Source organism: Actinoplanes regularis (genome assembly GCF_900188005.1).
In the GTDB taxonomy this organism is placed as follows: Bacteria; Actinomycetota; Actinomycetes; order Mycobacteriales; family Micromonosporaceae; genus Actinoplanes; species Actinoplanes regularis.
This window is the reverse complement of the sequence record NZ_FZNR01000005.1, coordinates 534,117-550,385: the sequence shown is the minus strand read 5'-3', so window position 1 is coordinate 550,385 and position 16,269 is coordinate 534,117. Positions and strand designations below refer to the sequence as shown.

Annotated in this window: 17 protein-coding genes; 8 read left to right on the top strand and 9 right to left on the bottom strand. The window is 70.0% G+C overall.

Annotation, left to right across the window (positions count from 1 at the left end):
* Positions 1 to 220: 220 nt before the first annotated feature.
* Positions 221 to 1,135 (bottom strand): SDR family oxidoreductase, encoded by a 915-nt coding sequence (locus tag CHC09_RS17645; protein ID WP_089294171.1) that lies wholly within the window; start codon positions 1,133 to 1,135, stop codon positions 221 to 223.
* 95 nt (positions 1,136 to 1,230) lie between these two features.
* Here CHC09_RS17645 and CHC09_RS17640 point away from each other — a divergent pair, with 95 nt between their 5' ends.
* Together CHC09_RS17640 and CHC09_RS48705 are read left to right on the top strand one after the other, a co-directional pair.
* Entirely contained in the window at positions 1,231 to 1,791 is a 561-nt protein-coding gene (locus tag CHC09_RS17640) for a TetR family transcriptional regulator (RefSeq protein WP_089294170.1), read from the top strand.
* Positions 1,792 to 1,873: 82 nt separating this feature from the next.
* The gene (locus CHC09_RS48705; protein ID WP_089294228.1) at positions 1,874 to 2,530 is read left to right on the top strand and encodes a DoxX family protein; all 657 of its coding nucleotides are present in this window, start codon (positions 1,874 to 1,876) and stop codon (positions 2,528 to 2,530) included.
* Between the two features lie 128 nt (positions 2,531 to 2,658).
* Here the strand turns inward: CHC09_RS48705 and CHC09_RS17630 are convergent, their stop codons facing one another.
* Both CHC09_RS17630 and CHC09_RS17625 read right to left on the bottom strand, forming a co-directional pair.
* The gene (locus CHC09_RS17630) at positions 2,659 to 3,477 is read right to left on the bottom strand and encodes an ABC transporter permease (RefSeq protein ID WP_239138266.1); all 819 of its coding nucleotides are present in this window, start codon (positions 3,475 to 3,477) and stop codon (positions 2,659 to 2,661) included.
* Positions 3,474 to 4,421 carry an ATP-binding cassette domain-containing protein gene (locus CHC09_RS17625; RefSeq protein WP_089294168.1) on the bottom strand — a complete coding sequence of 316 codons (948 nt, stop codon included), beginning with the start codon at positions 4,419 to 4,421 and terminating at the stop codon, positions 3,474 to 3,476. The genes CHC09_RS17630 and CHC09_RS17625 overlap by 4 nt, the downstream gene beginning before the upstream one ends.
* A 165-nt stretch (positions 4,422 to 4,586) precedes the next feature.
* On the opposite strand from CHC09_RS17625, the gene CHC09_RS17620 reads away from it, so the two are divergent.
* Complete coding sequence (locus CHC09_RS17620) at positions 4,587 to 5,225, top strand: PadR family transcriptional regulator (RefSeq protein ID WP_089294167.1); 639 nt, start codon at positions 4,587 to 4,589, stop codon at positions 5,223 to 5,225.
* Here the strand turns inward: CHC09_RS17620 and CHC09_RS17615 are convergent.
* Both CHC09_RS17615 and CHC09_RS17610 read right to left on the bottom strand, forming a co-directional pair.
* Positions 5,222 to 5,665 carry an NUDIX domain-containing protein gene (locus CHC09_RS17615; protein ID WP_089294166.1) on the bottom strand — a complete coding sequence of 148 codons (444 nt, stop codon included), beginning with the start codon at positions 5,663 to 5,665 and terminating at the stop codon, positions 5,222 to 5,224. The two genes, CHC09_RS17620 and CHC09_RS17615, sit on opposite strands and share 4 nt — an antisense overlap.
* Positions 5,666 to 5,769: 104 nt before the next feature.
* On the bottom strand, positions 5,770 to 6,324 hold the full coding sequence (locus CHC09_RS17610) for a GNAT family N-acetyltransferase (protein ID WP_203833102.1): 555 nt from the start codon (positions 6,322 to 6,324) through the stop codon (positions 5,770 to 5,772).
* A 184-nt stretch (positions 6,325 to 6,508) separates the two neighbouring features.
* Here CHC09_RS17610 and CHC09_RS47640 point away from each other — a divergent pair, with 184 nt between their 5' ends.
* From CHC09_RS47640 to CHC09_RS17600, 3 genes are all read left to right on the top strand, one after another.
* On the top strand, positions 6,509 to 7,207 hold the full coding sequence (locus tag CHC09_RS47640; protein WP_089294164.1) for a hypothetical protein: 699 nt from the start codon (positions 6,509 to 6,511) through the stop codon (positions 7,205 to 7,207).
* Between the two features lie 422 nt (positions 7,208 to 7,629).
* A complete protein-coding gene (locus tag CHC09_RS46340) occupies positions 7,630 to 7,776 on the top strand; it encodes a hypothetical protein (protein ID WP_179277156.1) in 147 nt (48 codons plus the stop codon).
* A 56-nt stretch (positions 7,777 to 7,832) separates the two neighbouring features.
* The gene (locus tag CHC09_RS17600; RefSeq protein WP_203833101.1) at positions 7,833 to 9,098 is read left to right on the top strand and encodes a hypothetical protein; all 1,266 of its coding nucleotides are present in this window, start codon (positions 7,833 to 7,835) and stop codon (positions 9,096 to 9,098) included.
* Positions 9,099 to 9,162: 64 nt separating this feature from the next.
* Here CHC09_RS17600 and CHC09_RS17595 read toward each other — a convergent pair whose 3' ends face one another.
* From CHC09_RS17595 to CHC09_RS17580, 4 genes are all read right to left on the bottom strand, one after another.
* Complete coding sequence (locus CHC09_RS17595; RefSeq protein WP_089294163.1) at positions 9,163 to 10,758, bottom strand: GMC oxidoreductase; 1,596 nt, start codon at positions 10,756 to 10,758, stop codon at positions 9,163 to 9,165.
* A 1-nt stretch (position 10,759) separates the two neighbouring features.
* Positions 10,760 to 12,523: a 3-oxosteroid 1-dehydrogenase gene (gene kstD, locus CHC09_RS17590; RefSeq protein WP_089294162.1), complete on the bottom strand. Its 1,764-nt coding sequence runs from the start codon at positions 12,521 to 12,523 to the stop codon at positions 10,760 to 10,762.
* Between the two features lie 71 nt (positions 12,524 to 12,594).
* Positions 12,595 to 13,641: an LLM class F420-dependent oxidoreductase gene (locus CHC09_RS17585; protein WP_089294161.1), complete on the bottom strand. Its 1,047-nt coding sequence runs from the start codon at positions 13,639 to 13,641 to the stop codon at positions 12,595 to 12,597.
* 1 nt (position 13,642) lies between these two features.
* Complete coding sequence (locus tag CHC09_RS17580; protein ID WP_089294160.1) at positions 13,643 to 14,731, bottom strand: Zn-dependent alcohol dehydrogenase; 1,089 nt, start codon at positions 14,729 to 14,731, stop codon at positions 13,643 to 13,645.
* Between the two features lie 96 nt (positions 14,732 to 14,827).
* On the opposite strand from CHC09_RS17580, the gene CHC09_RS17575 reads away from it, so the two are divergent.
* Entirely contained in the window at positions 14,828 to 15,433 is a 606-nt protein-coding gene (locus tag CHC09_RS17575; RefSeq protein ID WP_089294159.1) for a TetR/AcrR family transcriptional regulator, read from the top strand.
* 83 nt (positions 15,434 to 15,516) lie between these two features.
* Entirely contained in the window at positions 15,517 to 16,269 is a 753-nt protein-coding gene (locus CHC09_RS17570; protein WP_089294158.1) for a glucose 1-dehydrogenase, read from the top strand.

The following is a 16,269-nucleotide window of genomic DNA, read 5'->3' as shown; positions in this document are numbered from 1 at the left end:
GCTGACCAAGCGCCCGCAGATCAAGGCCATCGTGCACTTCGACACGAAGAAGGACGACCAGGGCGACCGCGACATCAGCATCGACAGCACCAAGACCAGCCTCGCCTCGTTCAAGAAGCTCGCCGCCAACCCGATCTTCAACGTCAAGCTCGGCTGACCCACACGAACAACGCAAAGCGCCGCCCGGAAACCACCGGGCGGCGTTTTGTGTAGGTCACGCTCAGCTGCCGCGCACCTCGAAGTAGTGACCCTGGTCCAGGTCGTCGATGAGTCCAGGACCGGTCGGCTGCCAACCGAGCAGTTCGCGGGTCAGGGCACTGCTGGCGGGGCTGTCGAGCGCGATGAAGCCGGCCAGCCAGGCCATGTGCTCGGGCTCCACGGCGGCCACGGGCACATCCAGGTGCCGGCCGATGACTTCCGCGATCTCCCGGACCGGCACCCCTTCGTCGGCGACGGCGTGCAGCGTCGAGCCGGCCGGCGCCTTCTCCACCGCCAGGCGGAACAGCCGGGCGGCGTCGAAGCGGTGCACGGCCGGCCAGCGGTTGCTCCCGTCTCCGACATAGCCGGCGACGGCCCGCTGGCGTGCGATGCCGATCAGCGAGGCCAGAAAGCCCTGGTCTCCGTCGCCGTGCACGGTCGGCGGCAACCGGACGACCGACGCACGCACGCCGCGCCCGGCCAGGGACAGCGTCAGCTCGGCCGTGGCGTGCCGGGCCCGCGGGCCGCCGGACGTCGCGTCGGAGCCCTCGTGGCCGTCCGTTTCGGTGGCGAGCCGGCCCGGTAGCAGCCCGAGCAGGCCGGAGGCGATCGTGAGCGGCCGGTCGGAGCCGGCGAGTGCCTCGCCGATCGCCTCGACCACGCGGCGGTCGGCGTCGACGGCGTCGTCGAAGCGGCCGGAGAACGCGATGTCGTGCTTGAAAGCGAGGTGGATCACGCCGTCGGACGCGGCCGCCGCGTGCCGCAGCGTGTCCAGGTCGTCGATGGTGCCGCGCACCACGCCGACGCCGGCGGCGGCCAGGGCGGCGGCCGAGGCGTCGGAGCGGGCGAGCCCGGTGACCTGGTGACCCGCGCCGAGCAGTTCCGGCACCACCGCCGAGCCGATCCAGCCGGACGCTCCGGTGACGAAGAGACGCATCGTAAACCTCCACATGAGCGGCCCGACCTTGATGTCAGCCACTGACATCAAGGTAGCACCTGATGTCAGCGACTGCCATCGCGTACGATCGGGCCATGAGTCGATGGGAGCCCAACGCCCGCGTCAGGTTGGAGGAGGCGGCGCTGAAGCTCTACGTCGAGCGCGGGTTCGAGCAGACCACCGTCGCCGAGATCGCGAAGGAGGCCGGCCTGACCGAGCGGACCTTCTTCCGGCACTTCGCCGACAAGCGGGAGGTGCTCTTCTCCGGCTCCGCCGTGCTGCAGGAGATCCTGGTGAGTCACGTGGCCGGCAGTCCCGGCTCGGCCACCCCGATGGCGGCGGTCGCCGGCGCCCTCGGAGCCACCTGCCCCCTGTTCGAGGAGCGCCGCGAGCACGCCCGGCACCGCCAGAGCGTGATCGACACCAGTCCCGTGCTCCAGGAGCGCGAGCTGCTGAAGCTCGCCACCCTCGGGGCGGCGCTCGCCGGAGCCTTGCGAGAGCGCGGCACCGGCGAGCCCGCCGCGAGCCTGCTGGCGGAGACCGGGATCGCCGTCTTCCGGGTCGCGTTCGGTTGCTGGATCAACGGGTCCGACCGGCGCACCCTGGCGGATCACCTCGGCGAGTCACTGACCGAGCTCAAGTCGGCTGTCCGGTAGGGCATCCCCCGGAAAGTCCTGCGCACGACCTCGAAAGCTGACAGCTTAAGACGTGGTGGAAACCGTCCTGGAGGTTCGCGCCATGCTGTCATCACGGTTGTCCGGACCGGTGCTGTCCGCGTTCCGCGTCGTCGTCGGCCTGTTGTTCGCCTGCCACGGTGCGGCATCCCTGTTCGGTGTGCTCGGCGGTGTCCGGGGCACGGGTGCCACCGTGCCGGTCGGCGCGTGGCCCGGCTGGTGGGCCGCCGTCATCGAGTTCGTCGGCGGCGGACTCGTGCTCCTCGGTCTGTTCACCCGCCCGGCAGCCGTCATCTGCTCCGGCGCGATGGCCTACGGGTACTTCACGGTGCACCAGCCGCGAGGGCTGTGGCCGTTGACCAACGGCGGTGAACCCGCGGTGCTGTTCTGCTGGTCGTTCTTCACCATCGCGGTGCTCGGCGCGGGCACCTGGTCGCTCGACGCGTTGATCAGCGGCCTCCGCGCACCCCAGCAGCTCGCCATCCCCGACACGACGTACCGGTGGCACAACGAAGCCACCCGGAACCTGCACCGGCACGCGGCCGAGAACGTCACCGAGGAGTACGGCGGCCTCGTCTCCCGGATCGAGCACCACAAAATCACGACCGGGGCGCCCTCAGCCGCCTGGCGATCGACCGGGCGGCTTTCCCGGATGCCGCGCTCCGCACCGCGTCGAGGACAGCGCCCCGCCGGTCCTCCGTCGTTGCGCCGTACGCGATGAGAGCCTCGCTGAACACCGTGTCGGTCACGGTGCCGTAGGCGCCGATCGCGCCGGCGATCAGGGACACCGACTCACCGAGGCCGGCGCCGGCCTCCGGACCGGCGAACCGGACCGGAGGCCGGAAGACGTCAGCGGCTCAGATCCCGGAACCGCTTCACCGCCAGCGGGAAGAACACCGCGATCAGGACCACCGGCCAGGCCACCGCGAGCAGCTCCGCGTGGGTCGCGGCCCAGGAGTCGCCACCCGCCCCCGGATTGCCGAACAGAGCGCGTACGGCGGTGGCCGTCGCCGACATCGGGTTCCACTCCACGATCGTCCCCAGCCACGACGGCATCGATTCGGGCGAGGCGATGGCGTTGGAGAGGAAGCTGACCGGCCAGACCAGGATCTGCACCGCCTGCACCAGTTCCGGCTTCCCCGCGACCATCGCCAGGTGGATGCCGACCCACAGCATCGCGAACCGCAGCAGCAACAGCAGTCCCATCGCGCCCAGGAACGAGGCGAGACCCTCGTGCCAGCGCCAGCCGATCGCGTATCCGACCGCGACCATCACGACCAGGCCGACCACCGACTGCAGCATGTCGGCGACGCTCCGCCCGACCAGAACCGCGCCCTGGTTCATGGGCATCGAGCGGAACCGGTCGATGACCCCCTTGCCGAGGTCCTGGGTGACCGCGAGCATCGTCGCCTCGAGGCCGAAAGCCATGGTCATGGTGAGCATGCCGGGCAGCAGATAGGCCTTGAAATCCCCGGCGACGCCCTGCCCGCCGCCGATCAGATAGCTGAACATCAGCAGCATCATCACCGGGAAGACCAGCCCGACGACCACCTGCACGGGCTGGCGCGCCCAGTGGGCCAGCTCGCGTCTGGTCATCGTCCAGGAATCGGCGGCCGCCCAGCTCAGCCTCGATCCCGTGCCGCTCGATTCGCTCGTAGCCTCGCTCACGCCGCCACCTCCGCGTCATCCCTCGTCAGGTGCATGAAGACCTCGTCGAGCGTCGGCCGGCGTAGCACGATGTCCTCCGCCTCGATGCCGGCCGCTTCCAGCGCCCGCACGGCCTCGGTCAACGCGGCCATCCGATCGGTGATCGAGGCACTGACCATCCGCCGATCCTCGTCCACCACCACGTCACCGGGCAGGAGGGAGGCGGCGCGGGCCAGTTGGGCCACGTCGTGCAGGACCACGTCGATGCGGTCGCCGCCGATCTTGGACTTCAGCTCGTCCGCCGTGCCCTCCGCGATGACCTTTCCGTGGTCGATCACCGCGATCTGGTCGGCCAACTGGTCGGCCTCCTCCAGGTACTGCGTGGTCAGCAGGACGGTCGTACCTCCACCGACCAGCGACCGCACCGCGTTCCACACCTCCATGCGGCCGCGCGGATCGAGCCCGGTCGTGGGCTCGTCCAGGAAGAGCACACCGGGCCGGGAGATCAGGGACGCCGCCAGGTCGAGCCGCCGCCGCATGCCACCGCTGTACTGTTTGACAGCCTTGTTGCCGGTGTCCGCGAGCCCGAACCGGGCCAGTAGTTCGTCGGCCCGCGCGCCGGCGCGACGCGCGCCGAGATGGTAGAGCCGGCCGAACATCTCCAGGTTCTGGCGCCCGCTGAGCTCTTCGTCGACGGCCGCGTTCTGGCCGAGCAGCCCGATCCTCGAGCGCACCTCGTCGGCCCGGGTCCGCACGTCGACTCCGCCCACCTCGACACGTCCCTCGTCGGGGCGTAGCAGCGTGGACATGATGCGTACGGCTGTGGTCTTGCCGGCGCCGTTCGGGCCGAGGATCCCCTGGACGGTCCCGGCCCGGACCGTGAGGTCGAGGCCGTCGAGGGCTTGTTTGCTCCCGTACCTCTTCCGCAGGCCTTCGACGACGATCGCCAGATCGTGGTCAGGCAAAACGCCCTCCTTCAGTCATTGGTCAAACTTGACTAGATCCTGCAAGGTACGGCTTCGGGGGCAGCTAGTCAAACTTGACTACCGTGCGACGGCCTCCGGAGACCGCGCCCGCTAGTCAAACTTGTATAAAGACACTGGCGACAATTGCCTGACGAGGGGACGTGCATGTCAGCGATCCGGCTGCTGATCCTCGGCGCGGTCCGTCAACACGGGCGGGCGCACGGCTACCAGGTCCGCAACGACCTGGAGTTCTGGGGAGCCCACGAGTGGTCCAACGCCAAACCGGGCTCGATCTACCACGCGCTCAAGCAGATGGCGAAGCAAGGACTCCTCGTCGCTCACGAGGTCGCACCGAGCACCGCCGGCGGCCCGCCCCGCGTCGAATACGAGATCAACGACAAGGGCACCGAGGAGTTCTTCACCCTGCTACGGGAGGCTCTGAGCTCGCACGAGCAGAAGACCGACGTGCTCTCGGCCGGCATCGGATTCATCGTCGACCTGCCCCGGGACGAGGCCGTCGCGCTCCTCAAGGAGCGGATCGCGGGACTCGAGCAGTGGCGGTCCGGGGTCACCGAGTACTACACGCCCGAGGACGGGCCTGAGCAACTCGGGCACATCGGCGAGATCATGAACCTGTGGGTGCACTCGGCCGACCGCGGCGCCGAATGGACACGCGGCCTGATCGAGCGAATCGAAGGCGGCGCGTACACCTTCGCGGGAGAGGGCGAACCCTTCGTCGGCGTGCTCGCGGACGACGATCCGAACCCTTACACGACGGGACCACACCCGGAGGACAACCGCTAGGCGCTGAGGAGCGCCTCGTACTCCTTGGACGCGAGAAACCGGGGCACGATCACCGCGTACGCGGCACCGAACTCGAGCCCGGCCACCGTGCCCGGGTCGACGAACCGCATCGCCGCCCCTTCCCCGCACACCACATCGTCGTCGGTGGCCCCCGTAGCGGCATAGAAGATCGCAAATTCACCGACCGCCCCGGGGAACCTCGCCGAGGGCAACAACTCTCGCGTGAACAGGTCCAATGCCTCGACCTCGAGACCGGTCTCCTCGAACAGCTCCCGATGAGCCGCGGCGAGAAAGTCCTCGCCGTCCTCGACATGCCCGCCCGGCAGGCACCAGCGATGCGGATCCACCCGGGTGTTCCCGTCCCGCAACTGCAACAACAGCCGCCCGGCCACATCGACCAGAATCACCCCGGCGATCCGGAAATCCGCTCTCCCGCTCATGGCCGGCCAGCCTAACGACACCTCACCGTCGACCCGGCGGCATGGTCGGATCTCGGCCGCGACGAGGCCGAACTCGGACGCTGGGCGAAGCGGGAGCGGAGGCGTCAGGGCCTGACCAGGTCTCGATCGCTTGTGCGCACATGCCGGTGCCCGCTGGCCGGGAAGGCGGGCGGTGCGGCCGGGAGCAGATCGCGCAGGGAATATCCACACTTGATCGCGACTCGGCAGGATGCCTCATTGGCGGCCGTGTGGAACAGGTCCAAACGGGTGAGCGAGACCATGTCCTGTGTCTCCAGCGCCCATCGGGACACGGTCTCCAGGGCGCGAGCGGCGACACCTTGCTTCCGGGCGTGCGCCGCGGTCCAGTATCCGACCTCCGCCACGCCGGCGGTCGTCACCGTCACCACTACGTGGCCGCGCGGCGTACGGTCATCCGTGTCGGTGACCACGGCGAAACTGAACCGGTCTGCGGCGGCCCAACCGTCGGCCTGCCGGTCCAGCCACTGCCGGGCTTGAGCGGCGTCGGTCAGTGAGGTGGACAGCCGGCGACGCAGCTCAGGATCTCGGTGCGCAGCGACCAGTGCCGGCAGGTCGTCGAACCGCCACGGCCGCAGCAACAGCGCGGATCCGGTTCCCGCCACGGACAGAGTGATCGTCATGGACATGCATTCTGGACAGCCCGCGCCACGCGGTTCGGGCACTGCGATCCGGGCCCATGGAACATCGTCGGCGAGCACGGGCGGCCTGACGCGTTCATCGACTGGGAGTTCGCCGGTCCCGTCGATCGGCTGTGGGAACTCTCAGTTGAAACGGGCTCGCCACTCATCTCCTACGCTCAACGCCATGACGCCGCAGGACGCGAGCCCACACGCGGAGACACTCGACCTGCTTACCCAGCAGTCCGACCATCGCGACGTCGAACAGGCACTGCTGCGGGAGGGGTGGACGCCGTGCGGCGCCGGCGACTGGGCGATCGCGCTCCGCTCGCCCGACGGCACGGCCGCCGCGCGAATCAGCCCGTTCGACCCGACCGCTCCCTATTCCGCGGCGCTGTACTCGCAGGCCGCGATGACCCGCCAGGTCCCGGCGCTGTTCGCCCACCGTCGTCTGACCGGTGGGGGCGACCTGCAGCTACTGGAATGGCTGGAACCGGTCCCCGAGGCCGAAGCGATCGCATTCCATCAAGCCATCGCCTCGCGTTCCCCGGAGGCCGCCGACCTCGCCGACGTCGCACGTCGTGTCCATGATCAGGCACGACGCGATCTCCCGTGGTGCGGCCCGCTGGACCACAACCCGGCCAACATCATGCGCGGAGCGGACGGGCGGCTCGTCGTCATCGACCTGTTCTACGCCGACGGCCCGAACCTCTACGCGACCGCGGGGTCGGAGCCCGATCTGGTCGTCGCGCTGATCCCGGAATCCGAACGGCGCTTCATGACGGAGATCCCGCTGGCCGCCTCCGGACCATGGGACCCCGCGAAACGGGCGGCGATGCGCGCAGGACTCGCGGCGGCCGACGCCCGCCTCGCCGCGAGCCGCTGATCGGCTGCCCGAGATCATCGGGCCCGGCGAGCGGGTCCCTCTCGCAAGAGTGCCGGGGGTGACAGCAATTCACCATGTCCTCACGCCTGGCTGCCGCCGGAGCATACTTATGATCTTGGACGACCCGGTCGGGGCAGTGCTGCCGGGCGAAGGTGCGGCTGTCTCGGCGGCCGCCCGAAGGAGAGCGACCCTAGGCAGCTCCGTTCCGTAGCCACCCAGGCGTCGTACGGCATCGACAACGTGGAGAACTACGTGGTCACCGAGGACCAGGTCTTCCTGAACCGGGCCCCGGCGCAGGCGGCCCGGTTGACGCGGGGTGTGAGGTTCAACGAGAACGGGACCGCTGAGCTACTACCCGGCGCGGTAAGTGATGATGGCGGCGAACCCACGTTCACGGGCTACAGATTCAACGCGACGGCAGCGTGCAGAGCCACAGGAGCATCCGGACCGCCGAGGTGACATCGTTCGGCGCCACCGCGTCCGCGGTCTGGAACGGGCGGGAGTACCTGCTGGCCGCGAGCGGTCCAGTTGCCGGATTCTGGATCCACCGCGCCGTCGTGACCGCCTGAGGGAGTACCGCCGGGATGATCGCCACGGAAGCCGGCGTCGCGTAGGGTTCCGACGCGTGACCGATGGGGCGAGCGCGAACTGGACCCTTACCGACGATTCCTTCGTGGAGCGGCTCGTCTGTCACAGCCGGCTGCCACTGATCGCCGGACTGGATGCGGGCCGCCCCGCGGTACATGTGTGGGAATGCGGATCCGACGGGCTGCGAAGAGTCGGGATCACCGATCCCGATGCCGCCGCCTACCCCGCTGAGTCGTGGGAGCGCGCCGGCCTCGTTCCGGCGTTCACCTGGCATCCGTACGAGCCCAGGCTGATCCTGACAGGCGTCGCGGGACTGCGGGTCTGGACTCCCGACGGCGCCGGCGCCGTGCCGCAGTCCCCTGCGGATCACAGCTATCACAGCGTCGCCTTCAGCCCGGACGGGCGAACGCTGTGGGCGTCGCCGTCATCGTTGCTCGACGAGGAGGAGGCATGGCAGAGGTCGGACACTCTGGACCTCGCCACCGGAGCGTTGCGGCTCGGGCCGAGATGGGACACCGACGTCGTCGAGCATCCCGGCGGAGGCCTGGTGGTGACCCTGGCCAGCGATCAGGGCGCCACCTATGTCCTGTTCGCTCGGCCGGACGGCGACGCTCCCGCCCGCATGAGGATAGTCCGCCATGCGATCATCCTCGACGTCGACGGCTACGAGGCGCCCACGTTCTCCGACGACGGCCGCTATCTGGCGCTGCGCGGTAACTCCTACGTTCACTCCCTGGACGTCTTCGAGCTCCCGGCGATGCGCAAGGTGCTCGGCACGACCCTGGGCGATCCGTATCCCGGCTACCCGTATCCGCCCGCGTGGCTCGAAGAACAAGAGCGCTGGTCCCACCACAACGTCGTCTTCGCTCCCCGGTCCGGGACCATTCTGCTGGGCACGGCCCAGGGCACGATAGCCACGATCGGCCTCGACGATGGGCGGGTGTCCGAACACGAACACAGCTCCGTGCCGATCAGCGCGCTGGCGATCACGTCAAGGGGCCGGCTGGTGGTCGCCGACCGATCCGGACGGATCACGGTGATGAACGCGCCGGGAGACGAGGCTCGCGAAAGCCGGCAGGCCAGGGCGGCGGTTGCCCGGGAGGTCGCCGAACGGCTCCTCGCCGCTACGTCCGAGTTGCCGGACGACGCCGACCTCGACGAGAGCCTGATCCGTCACGACGGCGAGCGGACGTGGAGCTCCGGCGACCTGGAAACCGTCACCACGGCAGAGGAAGCGGATCCGACCTGGCTCCGTCTCCGGGCCGCGATCAACACCCACCGCCGGCAACGCGAGGAACCCTGACCGCCACCCGGCGGCGCGACCTCACCCGGCACCGGTGCGCCCGCGGCGCCGGGGAGACCGGCGATCAGGTCAGGTCGGTGGAGATGATCTTCTCGATGTTGCGTTCGGCGAGGGCGGTGATCGTGACGAACGGGTTCACGCCGGTGCTGCCCGGGATCAGCGAGCCGTCCATCACGTACAGCCCGGGATAGCCGGGCAGCCGGCCGTAGTTGTCGGTGGCCTGGTTGAGGATGCAACCGCCGAGCGGGTGGTAGGTGAAGTCGTCGCCCCAGACCTTGTTCACCCCGAACAGGTCGCTGCGATAGACGGTGACCTGGGCCTTGTTGATGGTGTCGAAGACCCGCTTCGCCGCGTTGACGGCCGGCTGGTTCTGCGCCGTCTGCCAGCTCAGCTCTACCGCCCCGGTCGAGGAGTTGTACGAGAACTGGGCCCGGTTGGGGTTCTTGGTGATGGCCAGGTAGAGGCTGATCCACAGCTCGGTCCCGGCCGGGAACGGCGCGATCTCGGCGAAGACCGGTCCGGCCGGGTCGGCCCAGTTGTCGATGCCCATCGCCGGCATGCCGGCTTCCAGGGCGCCGGTGGTGTTCCAGAGGTGCTGGGCCCGGGCGACCATGACGTTGCCGTTGTTGCCCCAGCCCTGCCCGACGGCGGAGGGCAGGTTCGGCAGCGCGCCCTGTGCTCGCATCGCGACCAGCAGCTTGCTGGTGCCGATGCTGCCGGCCGCGAAGAACACCCGGTCGGCCCGGACGGTCTTGGTGGTGACCGTGGCGCCGGCGGTGTCGATCTGGTTCATCGTGACGGTGTAGCCGCCCGCGCTGTTCGGGGCGACGGCGGTGACCACGTGCTGGGCGGTGATCGACAGGCGCCCGGTCGCGGCCGCCGCGGCGAGGTAGGTCTTGTCCAGTGAGCGCTTGCCGTAGTTGTTGCCGTAGATGACCTCGCTGGCCAGCGCCGACCGGGTCACCGTGCCGGCCAACTCCTGCTTCATGTACCCGAAGTCGTACACATTGTTCAAAAACGTCGTGCTGTAGCCGGAGGCCCTGGCCTGGTCGCGGCTGACCCGCGCGTACCGGTAGCAGCTGGCGGTCTCGAACCAGGCGGTGTCGATGGCGTTGACGCCGAGGCCGGCGTTGGCGCGCGGAAAGTACGTGTCGTACATCGAGGCGACGTCGACCGAGGGCAGGATCTCGGCGAAGTAGTCGCGTCTGGGCACCACGGCCATGCCGCCGTTGACCAGCGAGCCGCCGCCGACGCCCCGGCCCTGGTAGACCCGGATGCCGGCGAACTTCTCGGAGTCCAGCACCCCGGTGTACCTGGTGATCGACTTGTTGACGTTGATCCCGAGGAAGTACCCGAGCGGCTGGTCGGTCGTGGTCCGCAGCCAGTACGAACGCTGGTCGGGTTCGAGCATGTCGCAGAAGATCTTGCCGTTCGAGCCGGCGGTGTTCCACGCCATGCCCATCTCGACGACGGCGGTGGCGATGCCGGCCTGGGTCAGGCGCAGCGCGGTGACCGCGCCGCCGTAACCGCTGCCGATGACCAGGGCCGCGACGTGGTCGCCGGTGGAGAGGGCGGCCCCGGCCGCGGACGCCTTGGCGAGCAGTACGGCGGCCGGGGCGCCGAGAGCGGTGGCACGCAGCAGGGTGCGACGACTGGTCATCTCACGCTCCGTCGGCGAGGGAAGCGAGTTCGTTGGCCGCGATGTAGCCAAAGGTCATGGCGGGGCCGATGGTGGAGCCGGCGCCCGCGTAGCTGTGCCCCATCACCGCGGCGCTGGAGTTGCCGGCCGCGTACAGGCCGGGAATGACCGAGCCGTCGGCCCGCACCACCCGGGCGCGGGGGTCGGTCCGCAGGCCGCCCTTGGTGCCGAGGTCGCCCGGCACGATCTTGCAGGCGTAGTACGGCGGCAGCCAGAGCGGCGCGAGGCAGGAGTTCGGGATGACCGCCGGGTCGGTGTAGTAGTGGTCGTAGGCGCTGTCGCCCCGGTGGAAGTCGACGTCCCTGCCGGTCCAGGCGAACCCGTTGAACCGGGCGACGGTGGCGGACAGCGCCGACGCCGGCACGCCGATCTTGGCGGCCAGTCCGCTGAGCGTGAAGTCCTTGACGACCGCTCCCGAGGAGTACCAGGAGTCGGGGAACGGCAGGCCCGGCGCGAGGTCCCGGAACAGGTACCGGTTGCGGTAGTTCTGGTCGAAGATCAGCCAGGACGGGATGTCGGAGGTGACGCCGTTCTTGTCGTACATGACGTGTACGACGTCGCTGTACGGCGCGGCCTCGTTCACGAACCGCTTCCCGGCGCTGTTGACGATGATGCTGCCCGGGAGGGTCCGCTCGGCCAGGCAGAAGTACGGCTCCTCGGGCAGCGGGATGGCCGGCCCCCACCAGGCGTCCTCGAGGAAGTCGGTGGCCGCGCCCGCGAGCAGTCCGGCCCGGATGCCGTCGCCGGTGTTCTCCTTGGCGCCCACCGTCCAGTCGACGCCGATCGGCTGCCGCTGGTAGGCCAGGCGCATCGCGAGGTTGTGCTCGAAGCCGCCGGCGGCCACCAGCACGCCGCGGGTGGCGGTGATCCCGGTCGCGACGCCGTTGCGGGTGACGACGACGCCGGTGACCCGTCCGCTGGTGTCGATCTGCAGCTCGGTGAGCGGGGTGTTGAGCCAGACCGGCACCCCGGCGGAGGCGAGCCCGGCGCGCAGGGCCCCGGCCAGCGCCTGCCCCATGGTCAGCGGTGTCTTGCCGGCCAGCACGGCCGCGGTGTAGCGGGCGAGGCACTCGGCCGCGACGGCCGTGCCCTTGACGTTGACCAGTGCCAGGTTGAGCCACTTGTAGTCGGCGCTGAACACGGTCAGGCCGTCGGGGGTGGCCAGGTAGGCCGGGTTGAGGTTGGCCAGTTCGGCGCCGAGCAGCTTGCCGTCGAACAGGTCCGGCTCGATCGAGCGCCCCTGGGCGATACCGCCGGGCAGCTCGGGGTAGTAGTCGGAGTAGCCGTTCATGTAGCGGAAGCGCAGTGGGCTGTTCGCCGTGACGAAGGAGATCATCGGCGGCCCGTTGTCGAGGAACGCCTGCTGCTTGGCGGTCGGCACGTCACCGCCCACGACCGCGGCGAGGTAGGCGGCGGCCTTGGCCGGGGTGTCCGGCACTCCGGCGGCGAGGATGACCTGGTTGTTGGGGATCCAGATGCCGGCACCGGAGCGGGCGGCCGAGCCGCCGAAGGTCGGCGCCTTCTCCACGACCAGGACGCTGAGCCCTCGCTTCGCGGCGCGCAGGGCCGCGGTCATCCCGGCGGCGCCACAACCGATGACGACGACGTCGTACGACGCCTGGGCGGCCCGCGCCGGACTGCCGAGCGCGGACGAACCGGCGACCAGGCCGGTTCCGAGAGCGGCGGCGCCGGCCAGAACCTGACGCCGATTGAGGTGACCGGACATGAAAGCTCCTCGGACGTTGGAGCTGAAACACGTTCTACTATCCGGCCATGCAGTCCCAGATGTCAAAGGTGTTAACGACTGAGAACATGTTTCAGTTCGGCAATGTCCTTGACCCGCTCGGCCCGGGTCGCCGCCAGCGGCGAGACCAGCAACGTCGTCACGCCCGCGGCCGCCAGCCGGGCCACCCGGTCACGCAGTTCGTCCGGCCGCCCGACCAGAGCGGTCGCGTGCACGAGCCGCTCGGGCACGGCCGCGGCCGCCTCGTCCCGCCGCCCGCTCAGGAACAGTTCCTGGATCGTGGCCGCCTCGTCCGCATAGCCGTACCGGCGGACCAGGTCGTTGGAGAAGTTCCGGCCGCGTGCGCCCATCCCGCCGATGTAGAGGGCGAGTTGCGCGCGATGCCGGGCCAGCAGCCGCTCGGTCGGCTCCGCCACCGCGAACGGCAGCGGCACCATGATGTCGAGCGGCCCGAGCGCCGGGTCACGGCGGGCCCGGCCCGCGGCGAGAGCCGGCCCGAACACCTCCGGCAGCGCCGCGGGGTCGAGGAAGAGCGCCTGCCAGCCGTCGGCGATCTCGGCCGCGAGGGCGACGTTGCGCGGCCCCATGGCGGCCAGCAGGATCGGGATGCGGTCGCGGACCGGCCGGTTGATCAACTTCAGGGGTTTGCCGAGGCCGGTGCCCTCGCCGGGCGGCAGCGGGATCCGGTAGCGCTCCCCCGCGTGCACGAGCGTCTCCCGGCGCCACACCCGGCGGCAGATCTCCACTACCTCCCGGGTCCGGGCCAGCGGCGCGTCGTACGCGACCCCGTGGAAGCCCTCGATGACCTGCGGCCCGGAGGCACCGAGGCCGAGCGAGAACCGCCCGCCGGAGACGTAGTCGAGACCGGCCGCGGTCATCGCGGTCAGCGTCGGCGTCCGGGTGTAGAGCTGCATCACCCCGGACGCCAGCTCCATCCGGTTGGTGCGGGCCGCGAGGTAGCCGAGCTGGCTGACGGCGTCGAAGCTGTACGCCTCCGGCACCACCACCAGGTCGGCACCGGCCGCCTCGAACTCGACGACCTCGTCCACGGCCCGCGCGAAGCCCTCCCCGCTGTAGCCGAGCTGAAGGCCCAGCCGCATGTCAGGCGTCCACGTCCTGGACGATCACCTGGCGGATCACGTCGCCCCGGCCGAGCGCGGCGAGCGCCTCGTCGGCCTGCTCCAGGCGCAGCCGGTGCGAGATCATGCCCTCGAGGTCGAGCCGGCCGGCCCGCCACAGTGCGATCAGCTTGGGGAAGTCCCGCGGCGGGTAGGCCGACCCGTACAGCGAAGGAATGATCCTCTTGCCCTCGAAGAGCAGCTCGAACGGGTTGAACTCGACCTGATGCTCGGCCCGGCCGGCGCCGACCACGACGACGGTGCCGCCGCGGCGGGCCGCGTTCCACGCGGTCCGCAGGGTCTGTGGGAGGGCGACCACGTCGAAGGCGTAGTCGAAGCCCTCGCCCCCGGTGATCTCGGTGACCAGATCACTGAGCCGGTCGGGGGTGACCGCGTGGGTGGCGCCGAAGCGGCGGGCGACGTCGAGTTTGGCCGGTACGGTGTCGACGGCGGCGATGATCGCGGCGCCGGAGAGCCGGGCGCCCTGGATCGCGGAGACGCCGACGCCGCCGCAGCCGATGACCACGACGCTGTCGCCCGGCCGGACCTGTGCGGTGTTGACGACGGCGCCGACCCCGGTCATCACGCCGCAGCCGACCAGCGCGGCCACCTCGTAGGGCACGTCGGCCTCGATCGGCACGGCACCGATGCGCGGCACCACCATCTCCTCGGCGAACGCGCCGCACCCAGCCATCCCGAAGATCGGCAGGTCGCCGGCCATGAAGCGGGGCAGCGCGTAGCCCGCCATGACGTGGGTCATGCAGAGGAACGGCTCGCCGCGCCGGCACTCGGCGCAGGTGCCGCAGGAGGGCAGCCAGTTCACGATGACCCGGTCGCCGGGGGCGAGGTCGTCCACACCGTCGCCGACCTCGAGCACGTCGCCGGCCGCCTCGTGGCCGAGCACCGCCGGCATCGGCTGGGGCAACCCGCCGTCGCGGGCGGACTGGTCGGAGTGGCAGACACCGGCCGCGCGCACGCGGATCCGGATCTCGCCCGGGCCCGGCCCGAGCACGGTCACATCGTCGCGAATGTCGAGTTTCTCGCCGAGATCGTGGAGTACTGCGGCCCGCACCTCGCCACCTCCTCAGAAATTAGAACACGTTCTAAGCTAGTGGCCGAGTCCGTACCCAAGCAAGCGATTGGCCGGGAGTAGGCCATAATCGACCAGGTGACGACCACGAAGAAGGCCGCCCCGCCGTCGGAGCGCCGGGCCCATCTGATCCGGCTGGCGGCCGACCTGTTCGCCGAGAAGGGCTTCCGGGCCACCACGGTCCGCGAGATCGCGGACGCCGCCGGCATCCTCTCCGGCAGCCTCTACCACCACTTCGACTCCAAGGAGTCGATCGGCGACGAGATCCTGCGCGGGTTCCTCGACGACGTGGTCGGCGGTTACCGCCAGGCGGTCGCGGGCGTCGACGACCCGCGCGCCGCGATCGAGCGGATGGTGCGCTTCAGCACGGCGGCGCTCAGCCGGCACCGGGCCGCCCTGACCATGCTGCAGAACGACTGGGCCTACTTCAGCGCCCAGAAACGCTTCGCCTATCTGCGCACGGCGATGAAGGAGATCGAGCAGACCTGGCTCGACCAGCTCGAACGGGGCAAGCAGGACGGACAGTTCCGGGCCGACCTGGACGCCCGGCTGGTCTACCGGCTGCTGCGTGACATCCTCTGGATCCCCACCTCGTGGAAGCAGGCCCGGGGCAAATCGTGGAGCACCGACGAGATCGTCGACGGCCTGCTCCGGCTGCTTTTCGACGGCATCATCGCGCGCTGACGGTGTTTGGCGGGGCTGACGTGAACCCTGGATAACCAATCGAACTGTGAGTACCCTCCCAAGCAAGCGCTTGGGAGGTTGCCATGGGCCGTCTGGACGGCAAGGTCGCTCTCATCACCGGCGGTGCCCGGGGCATGGGCAAGTCGCACGCCCGGCACTTCGTCGCCGAAGGTGCCCGGGTGGTGATCGGGGACGTGCTCGACGACAAGGGCACGGCGGTCGCCGACGGGCTCGGCTGCGTCTACGTGCACCACGACGTGACCAGCGAGGCGGACTGGACCGCGGCGATACGGGCCACGCTCGACGCGTACGGAAAAATCGATGTTCTGGTCAACAACGCCGGCATCCTGCGGCACGGGCCGATCGCGGAGATGGACCCGGCCGAGTTCCGCCGGGTCCTAGACGTGAACCTGGTGGGCTGCTGGCTCGGCGTGCACTTCGCCGCTCCCCCGATGATCGCGGCCGGCGGCGGCTCGATCGTTAACGTGTCGTCGATCGAGGGCTTCGCCGGGGCGGCCGGTCTCTCGGCCTACAGCGCCAGCAAGTTCGGCGTCCGCGGGATCACCCGGTCGGCGGCGCAGGAGCTCGGGCCGTCCGGCATCCGGGTCAACTCGGTGCATCCGGGCGGGGTGATGACCTCGATGGCGATCTCCGCGGCCGAGCACCTGACCGGCGTCGACCCGGCCGCGTTCCTCAAGTCGCTGCCGATCGCCCGGTTCGCCGAGCCGATCGAGATCTCCCGGCTGGTCGCGTTCCTCGCCTCGGACGAGTCGTCGTACACCACCGGCGCCGAGTTCCTCGCCGACGGCGGGCTGCTGGCCGGGCCGGGGTATTGA

Excerpts from the sequence above, each read along its gene's own strand:
- CHC09_RS17610 (WP_203833102.1), bottom strand. The coding sequence starts at position 6,324 with ATGACGATCACTCTGTCCGTGGCGGGAACCGGATCCGCGCTGTTGCTG.
- CHC09_RS47640 (WP_089294164.1), top strand. The coding sequence starts at position 6,509 with ATGACGCCGCAGGACGCGAGCCCACACGCGGAGACACTCGACCTGCTT.
- CHC09_RS17615 (WP_089294166.1), bottom strand. The coding sequence starts at position 5,665 with ATGAGCGGGAGAGCGGATTTCCGGATCGCCGGGGTGATTCTGGTCGAT.
- CHC09_RS17640 (WP_089294170.1), top strand. The coding sequence starts at position 1,231 with ATGAGTCGATGGGAGCCCAACGCCCGCGTCAGGTTGGAGGAGGCGGCG.
- CHC09_RS17570 (WP_089294158.1), top strand. The coding sequence starts at position 15,517 with ATGGGCCGTCTGGACGGCAAGGTCGCTCTCATCACCGGCGGTGCCCGG.
- CHC09_RS48705 (WP_089294228.1), top strand. The coding sequence starts at position 1,874 with ATGCTGTCATCACGGTTGTCCGGACCGGTGCTGTCCGCGTTCCGCGTC.
- CHC09_RS17585 (WP_089294161.1), bottom strand. The coding sequence starts at position 13,641 with ATGCGGCTGGGCCTTCAGCTCGGCTACAGCGGGGAGGGCTTCGCGCGG.
- CHC09_RS17645 (WP_089294171.1), bottom strand. The coding sequence starts at position 1,135 with ATGCGTCTCTTCGTCACCGGAGCGTCCGGCTGGATCGGCTCGGCGGTG.
- CHC09_RS17595 (WP_089294163.1), bottom strand. The coding sequence starts at position 10,758 with ATGACCAGTCGTCGCACCCTGCTGCGTGCCACCGCTCTCGGCGCCCCG.
- CHC09_RS17620 (WP_089294167.1), top strand. The coding sequence starts at position 4,587 with ATGTCAGCGATCCGGCTGCTGATCCTCGGCGCGGTCCGTCAACACGGG.
- kstD (WP_089294162.1), bottom strand. The coding sequence starts at position 12,523 with ATGTCCGGTCACCTCAATCGGCGTCAGGTTCTGGCCGGCGCCGCCGCT.